The sequence below is a fragment of the Streptomyces sp. Da 82-17 genome (assembly GCF_046098215.1).
Lineage (GTDB): Bacteria > Actinomycetota > Actinomycetes > Streptomycetales > Streptomycetaceae > Streptomyces.
The window spans coordinates 56,408-76,461 of the sequence record NZ_JBJURH010000031.1 but is presented as its reverse complement, the minus strand read 5'-3'; the positions used below and the strand labels follow the sequence as shown (position 1 = coordinate 76,461).

Sequence of the window (20,054 nt, the reverse complement as noted above, 5' to 3'; positions counted from 1 at the left end):
TGCCGCGCCGCGGTCTGGATACTGCCGATACCCCTGCTCTGGGCTGCTCCAGGGAGAACTAGCCGGGCGTGTAGAGCTCGAGGGCTGCGGATTCACGGAACAGGATCCCGACGTCGCCGTCGTGCGTGGGTGGGACGAACGAGGCACCGGGAATGCGTAGAGGACCCGCAGTCAGAAGGCGTCCGACCTCCTCACATGAAGGTCCGTGGCACCACCGAAGGCAGTGGCTCGCGTTGCTGCGGCGCGGACGTCCGAGGAAGGCCCCCTGCTCGCGGAACCATAGGTTCGACCGCACCATCAGAGCGCTACGCAGGAACGTGGAGGTCTCGTGGGACCAGTGTTTGCGCGCAGCGGCCTCGGCAAGGCTGGGCTCCGGCTGCAGATGGGCAGGACTTCTCCTGTCTTCGGATTCGCTCTTTGCCCTGACATGTAGTTCCCAGCGCAGCCCCTCACGCATGTCCCTCGAATCTCTCGACCGCGTTCTGTCCTGGAGGTCGAGGGCTCCTCCGGTAGGCAGGTGTCGCAGGTGAATGGTGCGCGCGCTGAAGTTCTCGACGCGCATGCCGGGGATGCCCGAGTGCTCGTGGGAGCCGTCACTGAAGACGCGGGTGTAGGGCAGCAGGTAGCTGGCGATCCTGTCGGCGGTGTTCGTCCGGATGAGGAGACGGTCCGGTTGAGGAGCTACCCAGCTGAAGTAGCAGAGCAGGTCGCGGAAGCTCCTCCCAGTCATGCGGTCCCACGGGTGCTCGCGACCTGAGCTGCACAAGCAGTCGAACAGCAGCGCCTGGAAACGCTGTTGGCTGGGGCTGCTGTTGTCGAGGGCGATCTCCCCTTGGTGGCACATGCGCCGGAAGACTGATGAGGGCAGTCCGAGGGCTTCCCAGCCGGTTCGGATGGACGCCTTGTCGCGGGTGTGCGGCATGTTGGCCTCGCTTCGCTGCTGCATCCCGGACTGCAGCGCTTGTCTGAGAGCAACTGCCGAAGACGAAGGTCATCTTGAGAGAGGCCGGGCATCTCACCCTGCGGGCACGTTCTCCGGGATCTAAGGCCACCGGCCCGCCTCCAGGCCGTGGTGTGAATCTAAGCCAGCTCTACCAGAGCATCGTGAGACCGGGGCGGCGTGTCGGCCCCTTTACCCTCAGGTGGCACAACTTGATGCCGATCGTGTGCGGTTCAGTGGGGCCCACGCTGAACTGATCGGGCCGGGGGATGGAGCTGTCGGCTTCCTAGAGCTTTGGTGGGCCGGAAATCCTGCATAACGTCCGACGGGACGCCAACAGGAGACGCACATGGACCGGATGTACATCGGCATCGCTGAAGCGGCCGCATACCTCGACATGACGCAGCGCTGGATGTACCGAAGAGTCTCGTAGGCACGGGATACCGCGGTACTACTTCGGCGGAAAGTTGAAGTTCAAGGTCGAGGACCTCGAACGTTGGGCTCGCCAGCAGAAGATCGGCTGAGGGGCCGGGCAGTTTGCCCGGCCCCTCGCGCTTCACCTCCTGGCTCAGAGCGCGGCGTCTAGGAGGCGCGCCGCCCGCCCCATCGATGCCGGCATCAGATGTCGGTAGATGCGAAACGTCATGTTGATGTTCTTGTGCCCCATCCATTCGGCGACGTCGGTGACGGGGATGCCGAGGTTCAGGCAGTTGGAAGCGAAGAAGTGCCGCAGGGAGTAGGGGTTGAGCTTCCGGTCGATTCCAGCCCGCTTCTTCGCGGCTGCCCACTGATAGTCGAGGGTTGTGTGCGCCCAGTACGCGCTGCGCTGCGTGCGGAGAAGATGGCCGTTTACACCCGCGCCGTGCTTGGCCTCGTAGCGGAGTATGGATTCACGAACGGCCTCGGGTAGTGGAGTCTCTCGGAACTGGCCCGGCTTCCGGTGCTTGAGACGTGCCGGCACGCGTTCCTTCCCGTCAATCTGCTCGGTCACTCGATAGACGTCGTCCGCGACGATCCGCTGGCTGCTCACTGCGTAGGCCTCGCCGTTGCGTAGCCCGCAGCCGTACATCACGTCGATCACGAGCCGCAGCGCGTCCGATGCCACAGCCTTGAGCGCGTGAATCTCCTCCAGCGTGGGGATCGTGATCTGGCGGGGGATGTACTCCGGAGGGATCACGCCTTCCAGTGGGTTCTCGATGATGCCCCCACGACGGTGGGCGTCGAGGAGGATCTTCTTCAGGGTGTCGAAGGCGTTCTGCTGGGCCGCGAGGCCGACCTTGCGCTCCTCCATGGACATGATGAAGTCGTCGACGACGGTGGGAGTGAACGTTCCGATCCGCCGCGATCCGAGGACCGGAAGGATCTGGGCATCGAGGAGCTGCGTCGCCGTTCGTACGCTGCTCGGCGCGAAGTGCCGCTGGCGGCCCAGCCACGTGGACGCGTACTCGCCGAGTCGCTGTTGACCCAGTTTCCTTTTGGCCTCCGCGAGTTGGCCCGGCGTGGAGCGCTTCTCCTGGTAGAGCTCCGTGAGGCGATCCAGGGCGTCGTCCTGAGTGCGGTATCCGCTCTCTTCGCGCTGGCGTCCAATGGCGTCTCGGAAGCGGATGGTGTAGAGGTGGGGACATTGGCCGGGCCGCTTGCAAGCGCAGGTCTTGAAGTGACTGCCCATCCCACGGATGAGGTTGGTCGCCAAGGTGCAGCTCCTGACTCATGCTGGGAGAACGCTGACCGAGCAGCGCACAGCATGGCCCTGACCTGCGGCCGCGCCAAACTACGCGAAGTTGATCAGCATCTTCACGGGAACCTCCGACGGTGTTGGCTCGCAACGGTTTGATCGGCTCGGCGTGTGGGCCCTCAGTATCGATCGCGTTCGGCCGTGGGTCACGGTTCTCGGCGTCGGATCCGGTGGTCGTCTCGGCGACGCAGGGGGTCTGTGCGGTGCGTCGCGGGCTGGGCGGCTGGGGCGGCTGGGCGTACGATCCGCGCCGACGTCGGCCGCGCCCTTCTCCTCGGTGACACGTCCGGATCCGGCGAGGTGCCCGGTCTCCGTCGAGAGCACTCTCGACCTGGAGAAGACGCCTGACCTGCGAAACCCTCGCCCCGCGCCTGTCGGCTGCGCAACGGCTCGCCCTCCTGGAGCGGGACGAGGGCGGCTTCGTGCCGTACGCCTAGGAGCAACTCGCCTCCTCGTACCGCTGCGTCGGCGACGATGCCGAGGCCTGGCTCCTACCCCCTCATCACCGCAGGCCGGGCCCTCAGATGGCGGGTGAAGAACTGGGCGGCGGCGTCCGCGGCGAATGGGGGGACTCCGGTGTGGCCGCCCATGTTGGCGTGCAGGGTCTTCTCCGCGGAGCCGAAGGCGTCGAACAGGTTCAGGGCCGCCTGCCGGTCGTTGCCCTCGTCGTCCCACTGCAGCAGGACGTGCAGCGGAATGGTGACCTGGCGGGCCTCCTCGAAGATGGCGCGGGGGACGAAACTTCCGGCGAACAGGACGGCCGCCGAGATCCGCGGCTCGACGACCGCCAGCCGCGTCCCGATGGAGATCACGCCGCCCGAGTAGCCGACCGGGCCGCCGATCTCGGGCAGCGTCAGGAGGGCGTCCAGGGCGGCCTGCCATTCGGGGACGGCCCTGTCGACCAGGGGGAGGACGAGCGCGTCGACGATCTCGTCGCTGACCGGACGGCCTGCCTCCAGGGCCTGGCGCAGGTCGGCGACGGCCTGCTCGGTGGCGGGGATGCGGGGCCGGTCGCCGCTGCCGGGGAGTTCGAGGGTGGCCGAGGCGAAACCGTCCTCCGCGGCGTGCCGGGCCCGGGCCGCGAGCCGGGGGTACGCCGTGCGCAGCCCGAGGGGCGGAGGGCTCTGCAGGATCAGCGGCGCCGGTGCGGAAGCCGCTGCCGATGCGGGCGTCCAGAGGATGCCGGGGATGCCGGGCGTACGGGGGACGCCGGGGGCGTCGTCGAGGGTGAAGGTGCGTTCGCGTACGCCGTCGTCGAGGCGCCGCTCGGAAGTGACATGCATGGTCGTGCCTTTCGGGAGTGCACTGGAACGGCGCTCCCGGGCGACGACCTACCGCCCGACCGTGACCCCAGAGGGGAGCACCCATGTCGATACTGCGTTCACGGGTACCACCTCCTCGATCTCTCGCACGGCCTCCCGGAACGTAGCAGGGGGCGCTCCTCGTCCGCCAACGGTTTTCCCCACGGTCGCCCAAGGCCTAGGCCGGCGAACACTACGCATCGCCGGCGCCTCCCGGACTCGGTGTCTGCGCCAACTCGCCGCAGTACGATGGGAGTTGGACCTCCGAAGGCGGATCTCTGCACGAAGAAGGAGATGGTGGCCGGGTGACCCAGCGCAGAACTGGTGACGAAGCACTGTCGGCGGCGCTCCCACCGGAGATCGCTCGGTCCCCGGCGCTGACGGCGCTCCTCCAGCGGGGGAGGGCCGAGGGGTGGGTCGCCGGGGATGACGTGCGTCGGGCCTTCGAAGCCGATCGGATTCCGACCGCTCAGTGGAAGAGCGTCCTGCGCACCCTCAACCGGCTGCTGGAGGAGGGGGTGATGCTGCAGGTCAGTGCCGCCAGGCCACCGGGGAATGCGGCGAGGAAGCCCCCCGAGGGAGCCGGCGGGACGGCGGTCCCGGCCGAGCTGGCGGACGTCAGCGGCCACGAGGACGCCCCCGCAGCGTCACGGGCACTTTGGCAGGGCCTCGAACGGCTCTTTCGTGAGCTGGGGCCCCTCCCGCGGAAGCGCTCAGCGGACAGGGGCCCGGGCCGGGCGGAGGAGGTGGAGGCCCGCGATGACGGATCGGACGCCGGGCGAACCGACTGGCCTGGACATCGCCCTGCAATGGGCGGAGCTTCCGCCCGAGCATCTGAAAGCGGCCTTGCAGGCTCTCGAGCCGGAGCTGGCCAGGCGACATGAGATGCGGATGCTCCAAGCGCGACTGGAGGCGCAAGGGGCGGAGGACCGCAGAAGTCACCTTCTCTACCTCAGCGGACTCGTCGGTGGCTTCCTGATCGTCGTCGCGATGCTCACGGCTTCCGTGATCGTCGGGATCAACGGTCTGCCGTGGCTGTCCGCGATGCTGGCCGGGCCGAGCGTGCTGTCCTTGGCCGGGTTGTTCGTGCTGCGCAGGGTGGATTCCGGGACAGCCCGCCAGGTCGCACGCGCGCACGATGCGGCTCTCGGCGCTGCACAGCCGACGCCCGGCGCCGGTGTCGTATAGCTGTCGTACAGCGCTGCTCGGCGCGTGGGACGCCGTAGCGTGCCGGCATGAGCGATATGCGAGATACGAGCGACCGGGCGGCCACGGCTGATCGACTGATCGCGCTGGGGCGGGAGTGGGCGGAGGCCATCGTGTCCGACGACCCGGACCGGATCGGCTCGTTCATGACGGACGACTGGGTGATCGTCTCCGGCAGGGGCGTCGGTACGCGGGAGGAGTTCCTCGGCCACATCCGCTCCGGGGGCCTGACCCACTCCGCGATGCGCAGTGCCGACACGCCTCGCGTCCGGATCTACGGCGAGGCCGGGGACACCGCCGTGGTGACCGGGCGTACGACGAACACGGCGCACTACCGCGGGCGGCGCTTCGACGCCGACGAATGGGCGACGGACGTGTTCGTGCGCCGCGACGGCGCATGGCGCTGCGTCCTCACGCACCTCACCGCGGCCGAACCCGGCTGAGCGGCACGTCCCAGGCGTCAACTGCGGCCTGCCGTAGTCCAGTTGTGCCCTGTCGTGCGGGTGCGGTCATGTGCATCATGGCCGGATGACCGATCTTGGAGAGCTCGACCGCAGCCCGTCCCTGCCCGCCTTCGACCGGGACGCGCTGCTCGCGCTCGCCGACGGCCACCACGCCCGCGCGGTACGGCCGTTGGGCGCGCGGACGGTCGCCGGGCATCTGGTGAAGCCGTACGCCATCGAGGCCCCGGGGCGGTGCGTCACGGACAAGGACCTGAGGGCCGCGCTGCAGGTCGCCGAGGCGCATCTGGCGTCCGCGTCCCTGCGCGGCTCCCTGGGGCTTGCGGTGCTGCTCGTCCACGCCGGAGGCGACGGCGACTACGTCCTCGTGCACACCTGGATCGAGGGCTACATGTCCGACCTCGCCGTCTTCACCGGCCCTGCGGGTGACGCGGCCCGACTCCGGCCCGGACGCTCCGGGCTCGCCCCGTGCGTATGGGAGGCGGCGGTCCTGGCCCGGGAGCGGGACGCGTTCGCCCGCCGGGTCCTTGACGGACACGGGCCCCTGGAAGAGCGGCTGGCGGCGTGGCGCGGCGACGTGCTGGAGGGCGAGATCCGGTGACGGCCGCCTTACGGCCCGAACGGCCCGAACGGCCCGAACGGCCCGTTCTGCTCGTACGGTCCGTACGGCCTGATCTGCTCGTACGGGCGGCACTGCCCCTCGCCCTGCGCTGCCGCTGAGTGGGCCCCGCGCGCAGGCCTGCCCGCCGGTCCAGGGCCCGCGAGCCCCTTCCGAACCGGCCCGCGTCGTCCGTTCGCCACGCGCGGTCGGTGACATCCCGGCCGGACCAGGGAGTTGGGCCGCGGCCGAACGACCCTGACCTGCGGCCGGGGCGGACACGGACCAAGCTGGAGAGAGGGGAGGGGCGCTGCCTCCGAAGGGCAGCTCGCGCAGCCTTCGCGGGCTGCAGGCGTACGAGAAGGTGACTCACCCATGAGTGACGTGAACAAACCCCTTCTGGCCGCGGCGCTGGCCGGTGGGTACGTCCTGGGCCGGACGAAGAAAGCACGGTTCGCCCTGACGCTGGCGTCCTATGTCGCCGGTCGTCGGCTGGCGCTCGATCCGCGTCAGCTCCTGACTCAGGGCGCCCGCAAACTCGGCGAGATCCCGCAGGTCGCCGAGTTGGGCGAGCAGCTGCGCGGGGAAGTCCTGGACGCCGGCCGCAAGGCCGTCACCACCGCCGCCAACCGCCAGCTGACCACCCTCGCCGACTCACTCCACGAACGGACCCGGCTGCTCGAGAGCGGTACGGAAGCGGAAGCGGAGCCGGAAGCGGAGGGCGAGGAGGGCGGCGGGTCCGCAGAGAAGAAGCGGCCGGCCCAGAAGAAACGGCCCGCTCAGAAGAAGGGGGCCGGGCAGAAGTCGGGGCCTGCCAAGAAGAAGAGCGCTGCCAAGAAGACCTCGACGAAGACGAGCTCCACCAAGAAGACCGCATCGAAAAGAGCGGCCTCGAAGAAAACCGCCTCGAAGAACACCGCCTCGAAGAAGAGCACATCGAAATCCGCCGCGAAGGCGTCCGCGCGCGATGAGCGCCGGAGGTGAGGGTCATGGCCAAGACGGAGCAGAGCGACGCGACCCAGGTGCTCGACCGGCTGCGCGAGGAACTCGGTCAATTCGCCACCGCGTGGGTGGGAGATCTCGCCGAACGCGCCGGGGACAAACTCGGCGACATGACCGAACGGCTCACCGATGTGGCCGAGAAAGGCGGATCCCTCGCCCAGATCGGAGCTGGAATCCAGAAGGTCAAGGAAACCCTGGGAGGCGGGAAAGGGAGCGGTTCCGGGGATCAGAAGGTCACCAACATCATCGAGGTCGTCGACGTCGGCGTCCCCCTGCGTACGGCCTACGACCACTGGACGCAGTACGAGAAGTTCAGCAGCTTCACCAAGGGCGTACGGAACGTCTCGCAGAGCGACGACACGGAGAGCGACTGGAAGGCGAAGGTCGGCCCGTCCACGCGGAGTTGGCGGGCGACCGTTCAGGAGCAGCTGCCCGACGACCGGATCGTGTGGACCTCCGAGGGCGCCAAGGGGTCGACGCGGGGCGCGGTCAGTTTCCACGCGGTCGCGCCCAACCTGACCCGCATCGTGCTGGTCGTCGAGTACTACCCCTCGGGATTCTTCGAGAAGACCGGAAATCTCTGGCGCGCCCAGGGGCGGCGCATGCGCCTCGACCTCAAACACTTCCAGCGCCACGTCACGCTGACCGACGAAGTGCCCGAGGGCTGGCGCGGCGAGATACGCGACGGCGAAGTCGTCCGCACCCACGAGGAAGCCCTGGAGGAGGAAGAAGCCGAGGAGGCCGAGGAAGCCGAGGAAGCAGAAGAGGACGAACAGGAAGAGGAATCCGAAGAGGAACCCGAGGACGACACCGCGGACGAGACCGAAGCCGACGACGAGACCGAAGGCGAAGCCGAAGAGGAATCGGGTCAGGACGACGACGAGGAAGAGGGCGAACAATGACCGGAGTGGTACGGGAAAACGCCGGGCCCGGGCGGGCGGCGTGGTGAGCGGGGGCGTCGCGCGGGCCGGAGCCGCCGTGCTGAAGTCCCTTGACGCGCTGGGGCGGTCGGAGCAGCTGGACCCGGTGATCGGGCGGGTGCAGAAGGTGGTGCGCGGGCTGCCCCTCGGGCGCGGTCGCGACGTGCTGCACGGCGTGCCGATCGGGCATCCGCTGCACCCCGCGCTCGTCCAGGTGCCGATGGGCGCCTGGCTGTCCGCCGGGGTCCTGGACGCCGTGCCCGGCACCGGGCGCAGCGCCCGGCTCCTCGTCGGCGTCGGCGTCGTCTCGGCCGTGCCGACCGCCTGGGCCGGCTGGGTCGACTGGGCCGAGCAGCGCGACGACCAGAAGCGCACGGGGCTGGTGCACGCGGCGTCCGTCGCCACCGCCATCGGCCTGTACGCGCAGTCCTGGCTGCACCGCCGCCGCGGCCGTACGACGCTCGGCAAGACGCTCGGCTACGCGGGGCTGTGCGCGGCCGCCGCCGGATCGATGCTCGGCGGGCACCTCGCCTTCCGGCAGGGCGCGGGCCCCAGCAAGACGGAATCGGTGCCGCGTCTGACGGGCACGGACTGGCACCCGTTGGGCACCCTGACCGACTACCCCGTCGGGGAGGCGGTGCGCCGGGACGTGGGCGACGTACCGGTGCTGGTGTTCCGTGAGCAGGACGGGCGGCTCCGCGTCATCGCCGGGCGGTGCAGCCACCTGGCCGGGCCGCTGTGGGACGGCGACGTCGAGGACGGCTGTGTGCGGTGCCCGTGGCACGGCAGCGTCTTCCGGCTGTCGGACGGCTGGAACGTCCAGGGCCCGGCCACCGCCCCGCAGCCGTCCTTCGAGGTACGGGTCGACGACGACGGCGGCGTCCGCGTACGGCTGCCCGGCCCCGGCTGACGGCTCACGGCGGGCGGCTCGGCGCGTCACTCCGGCGGCGGCAGCAGCGGGCCGAGCGGGCCGAGGTCGATGTTGAGGTCCTGCAGGGACAGGCCGTAGCGCGCGCAGAGCTCCGTCATGCGGTCGTGCAGGATCATCAGCGTGGCGCCGAGGCGCTCCTCCTGCTCCTCGGTGAGGTCGCCCGCGTCGACACGATGCAGCGCCTGCCGCTCCATCAGCTGCCGCAGCAGCTCGACGAGGGTGAGCACCAGCTTGATCAGGTCCCGTTCCACCGTGTCCGGGTCGGCGCTGATCCTGCGGGCCGGCCCCCGCGTCCCCGCCCCGTCCGCGGCCTGCGCGTCGGGCGGCGGCGCGGGCAGCAGCCGGAACGCGCGGGCGGCCGCGTCCGCCACCTCGTCGTAGCGATTCGCGCCCTCCCGGGGCGGCACGTCACTCGGCATGCTCGCCACGTCCGGGCGGTACGAGCGCGGGCCAGGGGGAGGGGTTCTGCTCGCTGATGGACACGATCAACGCCCGCAGCGAGACGCGTACGAGATCGATGTCGGCGATCGACAGCACGACGTCCCCGGTGAGGACCACGCCGCCGCTGAGCAGCCGGTCGAGGAGGTCGATCAGCGCGATCTGCCGCTCCGGCAGGCCTTCCGCCGCCTGTCGGCCGGGCTGGCCTTCCGGCGCCGACCGCCGGCCGGGCAGCGGCCCCACCACCGGTGCGCCCCCTGCGCCCGATGCGTCCGGCGCTGTCACGGGGCCGTCCTCCGCACCGCTGCGTCTTCGTCGTCGGCCGGGGCGGCGAAGGAGTACGGGGCCCAGGGGCCGGTCACCTCGACGCGCACCCCGCCGACCCCGTCGGCCGCCCGCATCACGTCCGTACGGAAAGGCTCGGCGTCGTTGCGCGGCACCAGGTAGGAGTTGTTGACGACGTTCTCGCCCGGGCCGCGGGCGAGTTGGCCCTGCTGCGGCCGGTGCCGGACCCGGTCCACGGCGTGCCCGCGCGCCGCCTCCTCGACGCGGGCGGCGACCTGCTCGGCCGCGCGGTAGGTGTGCTCGCGGTCGCGCCGCTGCGCCCGGCGGCGGCTGAGGTACGCGCGCCCGGGGCTCAGTTCGGGGTCGTGGGGCGCGTCCCCGCCGGAGTCCGCAGGCGCCTCGGCGGACGTCGGGGCGGGCGCCCCGGCCTCCACGTAGATCTTGACGCCCCACTCCAGATGCGCGGCCAGGGCGTCGAGCCGGGCCGCGAACGACTCGTGTCCGGCGTCGATGAGCTCGCGCACCCGCTCGTCGTCCAGGTAGACCGTGGCCAGGCGGAGCGGCAGGACGGTGGTGCGGGCGGCGAGGGCCTCGATGACGGCGTGGTGGGCGCGGGCCGTCGACTCCAGCCAGTCCAGGTCCTCCAGGTGGGCGTGGAGCGCGTCCTGCCGGAAGTCCGGCTCGGGCACCGGGCTCACGGCGAACACCACACGGCCGCCCCGCCCGTCCGACACGAGGTGCACCGGCGCGTCGGCCACCCCACGGAGCCCGGACACGGACCGCTCCAGCGTCCCGTCCGCGTCCAGGGCCACGGCGTACGCGTACACGAGCGTGGCACTCATCACGACCCCCGCTCCGACTTCCCGCCGCCGCCCTCCGAGGCGTCGGCTTCGCCCTCCGGCTCCTCGTCGACGTCGCTCTCCGATTCGTCCGCGGCGCTCTCCGATATGTCCGTGACGCTCTCCGACTCGTCCGTGGGCGGCAGTTCGGTGTCCCGCCGCAGTTTCTCGATCTCGGCGCGGAGCCTCCGGTTCTCCTCGGCGAGCGCGGAGTGCCCGTCGGAGGCGCGGGACGACAGGGCGGGGTCGTGCTCCCACCAGTCGATGCCCATCTCCTTCGCCTTGTCCACGGACGCGACCAGCAGCCGCAGCTTGATGGTGAGCAGTTCGATGTCGAGCAGATTGATCTGGATGTCGCCGGCGATCACGATGCCCTTGTCCAGGACGCGCTCCAGAATGTCGGCGAGATTCGCCGAGGAGCCCTGGCCGTACGGGCCGGCCCTGGAGGGGAGGTCCCCGAACCTCCTGGAGACGGGTTCGTTCACGGCCCCTCCTCGTAGGTGCCCCGGACATGGGCGGTGATCTCCTCCAGCCGGTCGAGGAGCTCGTCCTCCCTCCGCTCGTACGTCTCCTCGTCGATGTCCCCGGCGAGCAGCTGCTGTTCCAGCTCGGCCAGTTCACGTTTGACGGGGGCCGGGTCGTAGTACTCGTTCTCGGCCACCTCGACCACGCGCTCCATCACCCAGGCCACACCGCGCACGGGCGCCAGCGGGAGGGTGGCGAGGTGGGTGAGCAGGCCCATGAGACCCCCCTAGACGAAGCTGTAGACGGGCAGCGGGCCGTGCAGCCGCAGGTCGAAGTCGCCGCCCAGGTCCTCGGCGAGCCGGTTCACGGCGGCTCGGAAGTCCTCCTCGCCGTCCTGCTCCACGAGGAAGGACACGCTCACGAAGTCGTTGCCGGTCGGCTCCGACAGGCGCTCCTCCCGGGCGTGGCCGCGCAGCGCGTCGAGGACGGACCCGGCGAGCCGTTCCTGGCGGGCCTGGTACTCCTGGGCGACGAGCTCACCGAGGGCGAGCGCCAGTTTCTGGTCGCTGTCGCCGCCCCTGATCTGCTCGTTGAGCGTCCGCGCCTCATCGGACTCCATGAGGATCCGGCGCAGCAGCGACTCCTCCTCCTGGGCGGCCTTCAGGTGGTACTCGACGCACCCCGCCAGCGCCCGCAGCCGCTCGGTGAACTCCTCGGCGCGTTCCTGGAGCACCGCCCGTACGGAATCGCCGTCCGGTGCCGTGAAGCCGAACTGCAGCGGCAGTACCGCGCCGTCGGACATCAGCCGCTCCTGCACGGCCTGATGGGCCGCGAGGTCGCGCCGCTTCGGCCGGAGGTCATCGGGGGCGTCGCTGACGACCGCCGTCAGGTCCCCGCCGTCCACGGTGTGGAGGGCGGCCGGCGGGTCACCCACGCCTTCGAGGTCGTCGAGGCGCTGCGGATGGTCGCTCCCGACGATGGAGTAGACGTACACGGGCATGGCTCACTCCCTCCCGTGCCGGGACGACCGGCGGGCCGGCCGCTCTCGCTTCGCCGCGGGCTTCTCGCCCTTCTCCACGGGCTCCTTCTCGGCCTCCTCCTCGGCCTCCGCTTCGTCCTCCCCCTCGTCCTGCCCTTCGTCCTGCTCGGCCTCCGCGTCGCCGCCTTCGCTCTCCTCGTCGCTCTTCCCGCCGGTCAGGGCGTTGGACACGGCCTCCGCGGCGCCGCTCAAAGCGCCCTTCGTCTTGTGTTCCGCGCCGCCCTCGGTGACCTCGCCGACGAGGTCCGTCAGCTCCTCCGGCTTCTTCTTGCCGGACTCCAGATCGAGGCGGTTGCACTCCTCGGCGAAACGCAGATAGGTGTCGACGCTCGCGACCACGACGCGTGCGTCGACCTTGACCAATTCGATTCCGACCAGCGACACACGTACGAAGACATCGATGACCAGACCCCGGTCCAGGATCAGGTCCACGACGTCGTAAAGGCTGCTGGAGCCTCCGCCGATGTCTCGCGAAACGGGCCCGCCGTTCTGCGGCACCACAGTCACGGTGCTTCCTTCCCTTCAGGTGCGGGGGTCGACCTGCCCTCGCGTATAGCGCCGGGTGCGTTCGTACGACATCAATTCGCCCTCCTCGTCGAGCGTCACGCGGTAACTCGCCAGGACGCTGGTGGTGTCGGGGACGCGTGCCAGTTCCAGGAATTCCACGTCCGCCTCCCAGCCCTCGTCCGTCGGTTTCACGGACGACACGGACTCGGGGGCGTGCCCGAGGAGCTGTTCCAGCTGCTCGGTCGCGTACCGCATGGCCTGGGGCGCCGAGACGCGCCGCTTCTCCGCACTGCCGGACGCCCGGGCCTTCTCGTTGCCGTCCGATTTCTTCCCGGCCATGCTCCCTCCCGAATTCGGAGGCGAGAGGCGAGATACCGACCGTGCCTCTGACACCGGAAGGCGCTCGTCATGACTATCGGGCGAGTTGACGCGGATCGCGTTCCTAAACATCCGTGAACTGCGGTCACTCCGCGACGGCCACGCACAGTGACGCTTCGAAGTGTGCGCGGTGCGCATTCCGCATACGTTGAGGGCGCAAGCCTTTCCGAACAAGGAGGAACCCATGGCCGACAAGGGCGGCATGGACAAGGCAAAGGGCAAGGCCAAGGAAATGACCGGCAAGGTCACCGGCGACCGCCGGCAGCAGGCCGAGGGCAAGATGGACCAGGCCCGCGGCGAGGCGAAGAAGGTCCGCGGCAAGGCCGAGGAGCAGGCGCGCAGGGCACGCCGCTCGGCCCAGGAGAACCCCCGCGACGCCATGTGACGCGAGCGCCGAGGAGCCCGGCGCGCCCACCCCGCGATCGACTCGCGGAGGGCGCGCCGGGCTCCCGCCGTTCCCGACGCGGACAGCGGCCTCGTTCAGTCCCGCCGCACGCGCTCGAAGACGCTCGCGGCAAGGTGGGCCAGCAGGTCGGCCGGGTCCCGGTGGACCTCGACCGCTCCGGCCTCGCGGAGGTCCGCGTGCGGGATGCCGCCGGAGAGGAGGGCCACCGGCCGTACGCCCGCCCGGGTCGCCGACCGCATGTCCCAGACCGAGTCGCCGACGAACACCGCCCCGCCGGGGTCGACTTCGGCCAGGTCGAGGGCGTGCCGCACCGGCTCGGGCGCGGGCTTCCCGGCGGACACGTCGTCCGCGCTCGCCGTGGCCGTGATCGCGTCGTCGGCGTCGATCGCCCGCTTCAGGGCCTCCAGCTCCCGGCCGCCCGCCGACGTGACGAGAACGGTGCGCCAGCCCCGGCCGGCCAGCTCCCGCAGCAGGTCGCCCGCGCCGTCCAGGGGCGCGAGCCGCTCCGCGTACGTGCCGTAGAGGGCCTGGTGGGCGGCGCTGATCTGCTCGTCCTCGTCCTTGTCGCGGTCCTCGCCGAGCAGGTGCCCGATGAGGTCGGCGGAGGGCAGGCCGATCGCGCGGTGCACGGCGTGCGTCGAGACCCGGTGCCCGGCCTGCCGGAACGCCTCCCACCAGCACGTCACATGGAGGTGGTTGGTGTCGACGAGCGTGCCGTCCACGTCGAACAGCGCCGCGCACCCGGCCCCCTGGGCGGCGGTCATGCGGAGCCTCTCAGGCGGGGCAGCACCTCGCCGCCGTAGAAGTCGAAGAAGCCCTGCTGCTCGCTGCCGATCTGGCCGACGTACACCTCGTCGAAGCCGGCCTCCTCGTACGCGCGGACGGAGCGCACGTGCTCGTCCAGGTCGTCGCCGCACGTCATGCCCGAGCGGACCATGTCCTCGGTGACCAACTCCGTGGCCTGCTCGAAGTGTTGGGGCATCGGCAGGACCTGGCCCAGCTCGCCGGGCAGCAGCAGGTTGGCCCACAGCCGGTGCGCGGTCTTCACGGCCTGGTCGCGGTCGCCGCCCCAGCAGACCTTCAGGCCGCCGAGGACCGGTTTCCCGGCGCCGCCCGCGTCCCGGAACTGCCGTACGAGGTCCGCGTCCGGCGTCATGGTGACGAAGCCGTCCGCGATCCGCCCGGCGAGGGCCGCCGCCTGCGGGCCGAAGGCCGAGACGTAGAGCGGCGGGGGCTCGTCGGGGACGGTGTAGATACGGGCGTTCTCGACGGTGTAGTGCCGTCCGCGGTGCGTGGTCTGCCGGCCGGTGAAGAGCTTCCGCATCACGTCTACGGCCTCTTCCAGCATCTCGAAACGCTGGTCGGCCGCGGGCCAAGGGTCGCCCAGGACATGCTCGTTGAGCGCCTCACCCGTGCCCAGGCCGAAGCGGAAGCGTCCGTTCGTCAGCACGGCGGAGGTGGCCGCAGCCTGCGCGTTGAGGGCGGGGTGCAGCCGTACGGTCGGGCAGGTGACGAACGTCGTCACGGGCAGCGAGCAGACCTGCGAGAGGGCGCCGATCACCGACCAGACGAACGGGCTCTGCCCCTGCTCGTCGCCCCAGGGGTGGAAGTGGTCCGAGATGGCGAGGGCGTCGAACCCGGCTTCCTCCGCCGCCTTCGCCTGGGCGAGGAGCTCGGCCGGGCCGAACTCCTCGCTCGCGAGGAAATATCCGTACACAGTCATGGCGCCGCCGTCAGCCGCCGAGGGCCTTGCGCAGCTCGGCCTTGTTCATCGACGAACGGCCCTCGATGTTGCGTCGCTGCGCCTCCTCGTAGAGCTGCTCCTTCGTCCGCCCCTGCTTGCCGGTGTGCGAACGCTCGCCGCCCTTCTGGGAGGCGGACTTCGAGCCCCTGGTGGAGCTCTTGCTCGCGGTCTTCGACTCTCCGGAGCGGGCACGTTCCTTGTTCACGGTCCGGGCCGCGATCTCCTTGGCCCGGCTCTCGGAGGCGCCGCGCTTCTGTGCGCCTTCCTTGATGTGCTCGTACTGCCGTTCCCGCTTAGCACTCGATCCTGCTGGCATGGCACGGCGCCCCTTCGCGCTGGTGGACGGTTGCTTCGGTGGCCGCTCCACGGGGGAGCCGCCGGGTCACCACTAGGGCATGGCCCCGGGTCCCCGCTGCTCTCCACCTCAAACCCGGGCGGCCGGGCGCGGCGACACGGGCGGGGCCGATCGAGCGATCCCCGCGAAGCGCACAACCATCGGCATGTGTGGTGGGTCATACCAAGCGCGAGCAGACCACTCCAACACTCATATGGGGGGAAATATGCGATTCAACCGATCTGCCCTGACCGTCTCCGCCCTGGCGGCCCTGGCGCTCGGCGGGTCGACGGCCCTGGCGACACCCGCCGCGGCCGCACCCAACACCACTCCGCAGAAGGTCTGCGGCAGCAGCTACAAGACCGTCAACTCGGCGCCCGTCGGCACCCGCGGCACCGTCTACCTGACCTACAACGCGACCAACGGCAAGAACTGCGTCGTCACCATCCGCAACAACCCCGGCACCTCCATGGACATGTCGTCCTGGATCTACGTCCCGGACACCGGCGAGGGCGGCGACGACTACGGCAGCTACACGTCGTACGCGGGCCCGGTCTACGTCTACGGCAAGGCGCACTGCGTGGACTGGGGCGGCAGCATCGGCAACGTGTACGTCCAGATCACCGGCTCCAACTGCGCGGCCCTGAAGGAGAAGCGGGTCACCACCGTCCGCTGACCCACCCGCCGGAACGCACCGGCACGGCGACTCCACGGCCCCGCTCAGGCACGCCTGGGCGGGGCTGCGGCGTGCGGGCGCGCCGGGCCCGCGAGCAGGCCGCCCAGCAGTAGCCCCCGTACACCGCACAGGTCACGATGACCTCACGGGCGCGGTTCACGTCCGGTGACCATGCTCACGTTCGCAGACAGGGCTGTCTGCGGTGGGCGGCGGGTACGCAAGCACCTGCACTGCTCAACCACCGTGTCTTCCCCCTGACGTTGAGGAATCGGATGTTCACCAAAGTGCTCGTGGCCAACCGTGGAGAGATCGCGATCCGGGCGTTCCGGGCCGCGTTCGAGCTGGGGATCTCGACGGTGGCGGTCTTCCCGCACGAGGACCGCAACTCACTGCACCGGGCGAAGGCCGACGAGTCGTATCTGGTCGGCGAGCGCGGGCACCCCGTACGGGCGTACCTCTCGGTCGACGAGATCATCAAGGCCGCGCGCAAGGCCGGCGCCGACGCCGTCTACCCCGGTTACGGCTTCCTGTCCGAGAACCCGCACCTCGCCGCCGCGTGCGCGGAGGCGGGCATCACCTTCGTCGGGCCGCCCGCGGACGTCCTGCATCTGACCGGCAACAAGTCCCGTGCGGTCGCCGCGGCCCGCGAGGCCGGGGTGCCGGTGCTCGCCTCGTCCGAGCCGACCACCGACGTGGACGCGCTGCTCGCCGCGGCCGACGACGTGGGCTTCCCGCTGTTCGTCAAGGCCGTCGCGGGCGGCGGCGGGCGCGGCATGCGCCGCGTCACCCGGCCCGAGGAGCTGCGCGAATCGATCGTCGCCGCCAGCCGGGAGGCCGAGTCCGCGTTCGGCGACGGCACCGTCTTCCTCGAACAGGCCGTGGTCAACCCGCGCCACATCGAGGTGCAGATCCTCGCCGACGCCGAGGGCAACGTCGTCCACCTCTACGAGCGGGACTGCTCCGTGCAGCGCCGCCACCAGAAGGTCGTCGAGATCGCCCCCGCCCCGAACCTCGACCCGCAGCTGCGCGAGCGGATCTGCGCCGACGCCGTCGCCTTCGCCCGGCACATCGGGTACGTCAACGCCGGCACCGTCGAGTTCCTCGTCGACGAGCGCGGCAACCACGTGTTCATCGAGATGAACCCGCGCATCCAGGTCGAGCACACGGTCACCGAGCAGGTCACCGGCCGCGACCTGGTGATCGCCCAACTGCGCATCGCCGCCGGCGCCACCCTGCCCGAACTGCGCCTCACGCAGGACGACATCGTGCTCTCCGGCGCCGCCCTGCAGTGCCGGATCACCACCGAGGACCCCGCCAACGGCTTCCGGCCCGACACCGGCACCATCTCCGCGTACCGCTCGCCCGGCGGCCCCGGCGTGCGGCTCGACGGCGGCACCGTGCACACCGGCGCCCAGGTCAGCGCGCACTTCGACTCGATGCTCGTCAAGCTGACCTGCCACGGCCACAACTTCGCCAACGCCGCCCGCAGGGCACGCCGTGCCATCGCCGAGTTCCGCATCCGCGGGGTGTCGACCAACCTGCCGTTCCTGGCCGCCGTCCTGCACGACCCCGACTTCCAGGCCGGGCGGGTCACCACCAGCTTCATCGACGAGCGGCCCGAACTCCTGCGCACCCGCCCCTCCGCCGACCGGGGCAGCCGCATCCTGCACCACCTCGCCGAGACCACCGTCAACAAGCCGCACGGGCCGCGGCCGTTCGTCGTCGACCCCGCCGACAAGCTCCCCGCCACCGACCTCACCACCGTGCCGCCCGCCGGTTCGCGGCAGCGGCTCGCCGAGCTCGGGCCCGAGGCGTTCGCGGCCGAGCTGCGCGGACAGAGCGCGGTCGCCGTCACCGACACCACGTTCCGCGACGCCCACCAGTCGCTCCTCGCCACCCGCGTCCGCACCCGCGACCTCCTCGCCGTCGCCCCGCACGTGGCCCGCACGGCGCCGGAACTGCTCAGCCTGGAGTGCTGGGGCGGAGCGACGTACGACGTGGCGCTGCGGTTCCTCGCCGAGGACCCGTGGGAACGCCTCGCCCTGCTGCGGGAGGCCGCGCCGAACATCTGCACCCAGATGCTGCTCCGCGGCCGCAACACCGTCGGCTACACGCCGTACCCGACCGAGGTGACCGACGCGTTCGTCGCCGAGGCCGCCGCGACCGGCATGGACATCTTCCGCATCTTCGACGCCCTCAACGACGTCGCGCAGATGCGTCCCGCCATCGACGCCGTACGCGCCACCGGCACCGCCGTCGCCGAAGTCGCCCTCTGCTACACCGGTGACCTCAGCGACCCCGGCGAGCGGCTCTACACCCTCGACTACTACCTGCGGCTGGCCGAGGAGATCGTCGCGGCCGGGGCGCATGTCCTGGCGATCAAGGACATGGCGGGGCTGCTGCGTCCCCCGGCGGCCCGCAAGCTGGTCACCGCGCTGCGCGAGCGGTTCGACCTGCCCGTCCACCTGCACACGCACGACACCGCGGGCGGTCAGCTGGCCACGCTGATCGCGGCGATCGACGCCGGGGTGGACGCCGTCGACGCGGCCGTCGCGTCCATGGCGGGCACCACCAGCCAGCCCTCCCTGTCCGCCCTGGTCGCCGCCACCGACCACACCGACCGCGCAACGGGCCTGTCCCTGCAGGCGGTCGGCGACCTGGAGCCGTACTGGGAGGCCGTACGCAAGGTCTACCGGCCCTTCGAGTCCGGGCTCGCCTCGCCCACCGGGCGGGTCTACCACCACGAGATCCCCGGCGGCCAGCTGTCCAACCTGCGCCAGCAGGCCATCGCGCTCGGCCTCGGCGACCGCTTCGAGCTGATCGAGGACTGCTACGCCGCCGCGGACGCGATGCTGGGCCGGCTCGTGAAGGTCACCCCGTCCTCCAAGGTCGTCGGCGACCTGGCCCTGCACCTGGTCGGGGCCGGGGTCGAGGCGCGGGACTTCGAGACCGACCCGGCCAAGTTCGACCTGCCGGACTCGGTGATCGGCTTCCTGCGCGGCGAGCTCGGCGACCCGCCCGGCGGCTGGCCCGAGCCGTTCCGCACCCGCGCCCTCGAAGGCCGCCCCACGAAGGCCGAGACCGCGCAGCTCACCGAGGAGGACCGCGAGGGCCTGCGCGACAACCGCCGCGCCACCCTGAACCGGCTGCTCTTCCCCGGCCCCACCAAGGAGTTCGAGGCCCACCGCGAGACGTACGGGGACACCTCGGTGCTCTCCACCAAGGACTTCTTCTACGGCCTCGAACCGGAGACGGAGCACACCGTCACCCTGGAGCAGGGCGTGAACCTGCTGATCGAGCTGGAGGCCATCTCGGAGGCCGACGAGCGCGGCTACCGCACGGTCCTCGCGACCCTCAACGGCCAGCTCCGCCCGGTCGCCGTGCGCGACACGTCCATCGCTACGGAGGTCAAGGTCGCCGAGAAGGCCGACCGCGGCAACGACGGCCATGTGGCAGCGCCCTTCGCGGGCGTCGTCACGCTGCAGGTGCAGGAGGGCTCGCCGGTCGAGGCCGGGCAGACGGTCGCCACCATCGAGGCGATGAAGATGGAGGCCACGATCACGGCCCAACGCAGCGGCAAGGTCGCCCGGTTGGCGATCGGGGAGATCCAGCAGGTGGAAGGGGGAGACCTGCTGCTCGAAATCCGCTGAGCCCCGGCACCCCCTCACGTCGCGCCCCCGCGGCGGCGGACCTCGCGTCCCCGCCGCGGGGGCGCGTCCGTTTTCCTCCCGTACGGGCCGTTCTTCCGAGCGGGCCGCCCAAGAACAGCGTCGTCCCGCCGCGAAACGTCACCCCTGAAAAATGTTCCCTTGAACGTACAACCACCTGCCTCTCCCGGGAGTCGTACTT

The 20,054-nt window shown here is 70.7% G+C and carries 24 protein-coding genes and 1 pseudogene; 11 read left to right on the top strand and 14 right to left on the bottom strand.

Going from position 1 to position 20,054, the window contains the following annotated elements; genetic code table 11:
• Nucleotides 1–58 precede the first annotated feature (58 nt).
• From ACIDOF_RS35255 to ACIDOF_RS35245, 3 genes are all read right to left on the bottom strand, one after another.
• Nucleotides 59–946: a hypothetical protein gene (locus tag ACIDOF_RS35255; protein ID WP_409010313.1), complete on the bottom strand. Its 888-nt coding sequence runs from the start codon at nt 944–946 to the stop codon at nt 59–61.
• A gap of 562 nt (nt 947–1,508) precedes the next feature.
• Nucleotides 1,509–2,633, bottom strand: a complete 1,125-nt coding sequence (locus ACIDOF_RS35250; RefSeq protein ID WP_409010312.1) for a tyrosine-type recombinase/integrase — start codon at nt 2,631–2,633, stop codon at nt 1,509–1,511.
• Nucleotides 2,634–3,166: 533 nt separating this feature from the next.
• A complete protein-coding gene (locus ACIDOF_RS35245; RefSeq protein WP_409010311.1) occupies nt 3,167–3,958 on the bottom strand; it encodes an alpha/beta hydrolase in 792 nt (263 codons plus the stop codon).
• A gap of 323 nt (nt 3,959–4,281) precedes the next feature.
• Here ACIDOF_RS35245 and ACIDOF_RS35240 point away from each other — a divergent pair.
• From ACIDOF_RS35240 to ACIDOF_RS35205, 8 genes and pseudogenes are all read left to right on the top strand, one after another.
• Nucleotides 4,282–4,524 (top strand): annotated as a pseudogene (locus tag ACIDOF_RS35240) (hypothetical protein); the annotation flags it as partial.
• A 211-nt stretch (nt 4,525–4,735) separates the two neighbouring features.
• Nucleotides 4,736–5,164, top strand: a complete 429-nt coding sequence (locus ACIDOF_RS35235; RefSeq protein WP_409010324.1) for a hypothetical protein — start codon at nt 4,736–4,738, stop codon at nt 5,162–5,164.
• 56 nt (nt 5,165–5,220) lie between these two features.
• Nucleotides 5,221–5,625 (top strand): nuclear transport factor 2 family protein, encoded by a 405-nt coding sequence (locus ACIDOF_RS35230; protein ID WP_409010322.1) that lies wholly within the window; start codon nt 5,221–5,223, stop codon nt 5,623–5,625.
• 85 nt (nt 5,626–5,710) lie between these two features.
• Complete coding sequence (locus ACIDOF_RS35225) at nt 5,711–6,244, top strand: hypothetical protein (RefSeq protein ID WP_409010310.1); 534 nt, start codon at nt 5,711–5,713, stop codon at nt 6,242–6,244.
• Nucleotides 6,241–6,363, top strand: coding sequence for a hypothetical protein (locus ACIDOF_RS35220; protein ID WP_409010309.1), 123 nt, complete (start codon nt 6,241–6,243; stop codon nt 6,361–6,363). Before ACIDOF_RS35225 ends, ACIDOF_RS35220 begins: the two co-directional genes overlap by 4 nt.
• 253 nt (nt 6,364–6,616) lie before the next feature.
• Entirely contained in the window at nt 6,617–7,225 is a 609-nt protein-coding gene (locus ACIDOF_RS35215; protein WP_409010308.1) for a histone protein, read from the top strand.
• Nucleotides 7,226–7,230: 5 nt separating this feature from the next.
• Entirely contained in the window at nt 7,231–8,145 is a 915-nt protein-coding gene (locus ACIDOF_RS35210; RefSeq protein ID WP_409010307.1) for an SRPBCC family protein, read from the top strand.
• 76 nt (nt 8,146–8,221) lie between these two features.
• Nucleotides 8,222–9,073, top strand: coding sequence for a Rieske 2Fe-2S domain-containing protein (locus ACIDOF_RS35205; protein WP_409010306.1), 852 nt, complete (start codon nt 8,222–8,224; stop codon nt 9,071–9,073).
• Nucleotides 9,074–9,099: 26 nt separating this feature from the next.
• Here the strand turns inward: ACIDOF_RS35205 and ACIDOF_RS35200 are convergent, their stop codons facing one another.
• From ACIDOF_RS35200 to ACIDOF_RS35165, 8 genes are read right to left on the bottom strand one after another with little or no spacing between them, the layout of a single operon-like run.
• On the bottom strand, nt 9,100–9,513 hold the full coding sequence (locus ACIDOF_RS35200; protein ID WP_409010305.1) for a gas vesicle protein K: 414 nt from the start codon (nt 9,511–9,513) through the stop codon (nt 9,100–9,102).
• The gene (locus tag ACIDOF_RS35195) at nt 9,503–9,766 is read right to left on the bottom strand and encodes a gas vesicle protein (RefSeq protein WP_409010321.1); all 264 of its coding nucleotides are present in this window, start codon (nt 9,764–9,766) and stop codon (nt 9,503–9,505) included. Before ACIDOF_RS35195 ends, ACIDOF_RS35200 begins: the two co-directional genes overlap by 11 nt.
• 47 nt (nt 9,767–9,813) lie before the next feature.
• Nucleotides 9,814–10,659 (bottom strand): GvpL/GvpF family gas vesicle protein, encoded by an 846-nt coding sequence (locus ACIDOF_RS35190; protein ID WP_409010304.1) that lies wholly within the window; start codon nt 10,657–10,659, stop codon nt 9,814–9,816.
• On the bottom strand, nt 10,659–11,141 hold the full coding sequence (locus ACIDOF_RS35185; RefSeq protein WP_409010303.1) for a gas vesicle protein: 483 nt from the start codon (nt 11,139–11,141) through the stop codon (nt 10,659–10,661). The genes ACIDOF_RS35190 and ACIDOF_RS35185 overlap by 1 nt, the downstream gene beginning before the upstream one ends.
• The gene (locus ACIDOF_RS35180; protein WP_409010302.1) at nt 11,138–11,398 is read right to left on the bottom strand and encodes a gas vesicle protein GvpG; all 261 of its coding nucleotides are present in this window, start codon (nt 11,396–11,398) and stop codon (nt 11,138–11,140) included. Before ACIDOF_RS35180 ends, ACIDOF_RS35185 begins: the two co-directional genes overlap by 4 nt.
• 9 nt (nt 11,399–11,407) lie before the next feature.
• On the bottom strand, nt 11,408–12,121 hold the full coding sequence (locus ACIDOF_RS35175; RefSeq protein ID WP_409010301.1) for a GvpL/GvpF family gas vesicle protein: 714 nt from the start codon (nt 12,119–12,121) through the stop codon (nt 11,408–11,410).
• A gap of 3 nt (nt 12,122–12,124) precedes the next feature.
• Nucleotides 12,125–12,667: a gas vesicle structural protein GvpA gene (locus tag ACIDOF_RS35170; RefSeq protein ID WP_409010300.1), complete on the bottom strand. Its 543-nt coding sequence runs from the start codon at nt 12,665–12,667 to the stop codon at nt 12,125–12,127.
• A gap of 15 nt (nt 12,668–12,682) precedes the next feature.
• Nucleotides 12,683–13,006, bottom strand: coding sequence for a gas vesicle protein (locus ACIDOF_RS35165; RefSeq protein ID WP_409010299.1), 324 nt, complete (start codon nt 13,004–13,006; stop codon nt 12,683–12,685).
• A 223-nt stretch (nt 13,007–13,229) separates the two neighbouring features.
• On the opposite strand from ACIDOF_RS35165, the gene ACIDOF_RS35160 reads away from it, so the two are divergent.
• Nucleotides 13,230–13,430, top strand: a complete 201-nt coding sequence (locus ACIDOF_RS35160) for a CsbD family protein (protein ID WP_409010298.1) — start codon at nt 13,230–13,232, stop codon at nt 13,428–13,430.
• Nucleotides 13,431–13,525: 95 nt separating this feature from the next.
• Here ACIDOF_RS35160 and ACIDOF_RS35155 read toward each other — a convergent pair whose 3' ends face one another.
• From ACIDOF_RS35155 to ACIDOF_RS35145, 3 genes are read right to left on the bottom strand one after another with little or no spacing between them, the layout of a single operon-like run.
• On the bottom strand, nt 13,526–14,215 hold the full coding sequence (locus ACIDOF_RS35155; protein ID WP_409010297.1) for an HAD family hydrolase: 690 nt from the start codon (nt 14,213–14,215) through the stop codon (nt 13,526–13,528).
• Nucleotides 14,212–15,174, bottom strand: coding sequence for an LLM class F420-dependent oxidoreductase (locus ACIDOF_RS35150; RefSeq protein ID WP_409010296.1), 963 nt, complete (start codon nt 15,172–15,174; stop codon nt 14,212–14,214). Before ACIDOF_RS35150 ends, ACIDOF_RS35155 begins: the two co-directional genes overlap by 4 nt.
• 10 nt (nt 15,175–15,184) lie before the next feature.
• Nucleotides 15,185–15,511 carry a plasmid stabilization protein gene (locus ACIDOF_RS35145; RefSeq protein ID WP_409010295.1) on the bottom strand — a complete coding sequence of 109 codons (327 nt, stop codon included), beginning with the start codon at nt 15,509–15,511 and terminating at the stop codon, nt 15,185–15,187.
• Nucleotides 15,512–15,755: 244 nt separating this feature from the next.
• On the opposite strand from ACIDOF_RS35145, the gene ACIDOF_RS35140 reads away from it, so the two are divergent.
• Nucleotides 15,756–16,205 (top strand): spore-associated protein, encoded by a 450-nt coding sequence (locus ACIDOF_RS35140; protein WP_409010294.1) that lies wholly within the window; start codon nt 15,756–15,758, stop codon nt 16,203–16,205.
• Nucleotides 16,206–16,477: 272 nt separating this feature from the next.
• On the top strand, nt 16,478–19,855 hold the full coding sequence (locus tag ACIDOF_RS35135) for a pyruvate carboxylase (protein ID WP_409010293.1): 3,378 nt from the start codon (nt 16,478–16,480) through the stop codon (nt 19,853–19,855).
• Nucleotides 19,856–20,054: the final 199 nt, after the last annotated feature.

Coding starts and splice junctions, on each gene's coding strand:
- ACIDOF_RS35255 (WP_409010313.1), bottom strand. CDS start 946: ATGCAGCAGCGAAGCGAGGCCAACATGCCGCACACCCGCGACAAGGCG.
- ACIDOF_RS35245 (WP_409010311.1), bottom strand. CDS start 3,958: ATGCATGTCACTTCCGAGCGGCGCCTCGACGACGGCGTACGCGAACGC.
- ACIDOF_RS35235 (WP_409010324.1), top strand. CDS start 4,736: ATGACGGATCGGACGCCGGGCGAACCGACTGGCCTGGACATCGCCCTG.
- ACIDOF_RS35230 (WP_409010322.1), top strand. CDS start 5,221: ATGCGAGATACGAGCGACCGGGCGGCCACGGCTGATCGACTGATCGCG.
- ACIDOF_RS35225 (WP_409010310.1), top strand. CDS start 5,711: ATGACCGATCTTGGAGAGCTCGACCGCAGCCCGTCCCTGCCCGCCTTC.
- ACIDOF_RS35215 (WP_409010308.1), top strand. CDS start 6,617: ATGAGTGACGTGAACAAACCCCTTCTGGCCGCGGCGCTGGCCGGTGGG.
- ACIDOF_RS35210 (WP_409010307.1), top strand. CDS start 7,231: ATGGCCAAGACGGAGCAGAGCGACGCGACCCAGGTGCTCGACCGGCTG.
- ACIDOF_RS35200 (WP_409010305.1), bottom strand. CDS start 9,513: ATGCCGAGTGACGTGCCGCCCCGGGAGGGCGCGAATCGCTACGACGAG.
- ACIDOF_RS35190 (WP_409010304.1), bottom strand. CDS start 10,659: ATGAGTGCCACGCTCGTGTACGCGTACGCCGTGGCCCTGGACGCGGAC.
- ACIDOF_RS35180 (WP_409010302.1), bottom strand. CDS start 11,398: ATGGGCCTGCTCACCCACCTCGCCACCCTCCCGCTGGCGCCCGTGCGC.
- ACIDOF_RS35175 (WP_409010301.1), bottom strand. CDS start 12,121: ATGCCCGTGTACGTCTACTCCATCGTCGGGAGCGACCATCCGCAGCGC.
- ACIDOF_RS35165 (WP_409010299.1), bottom strand. CDS start 13,006: ATGGCCGGGAAGAAATCGGACGGCAACGAGAAGGCCCGGGCGTCCGGC.
- ACIDOF_RS35160 (WP_409010298.1), top strand. CDS start 13,230: ATGGCCGACAAGGGCGGCATGGACAAGGCAAAGGGCAAGGCCAAGGAA.
- ACIDOF_RS35155 (WP_409010297.1), bottom strand. CDS start 14,215: ATGACCGCCGCCCAGGGGGCCGGGTGCGCGGCGCTGTTCGACGTGGAC.
- ACIDOF_RS35150 (WP_409010296.1), bottom strand. CDS start 15,174: ATGACTGTGTACGGATATTTCCTCGCGAGCGAGGAGTTCGGCCCGGCC.
- ACIDOF_RS35145 (WP_409010295.1), bottom strand. CDS start 15,511: ATGCCAGCAGGATCGAGTGCTAAGCGGGAACGGCAGTACGAGCACATC.
- ACIDOF_RS35140 (WP_409010294.1), top strand. CDS start 15,756: ATGCGATTCAACCGATCTGCCCTGACCGTCTCCGCCCTGGCGGCCCTG.
- ACIDOF_RS35135 (WP_409010293.1), top strand. CDS start 16,478: ATGTTCACCAAAGTGCTCGTGGCCAACCGTGGAGAGATCGCGATCCGG.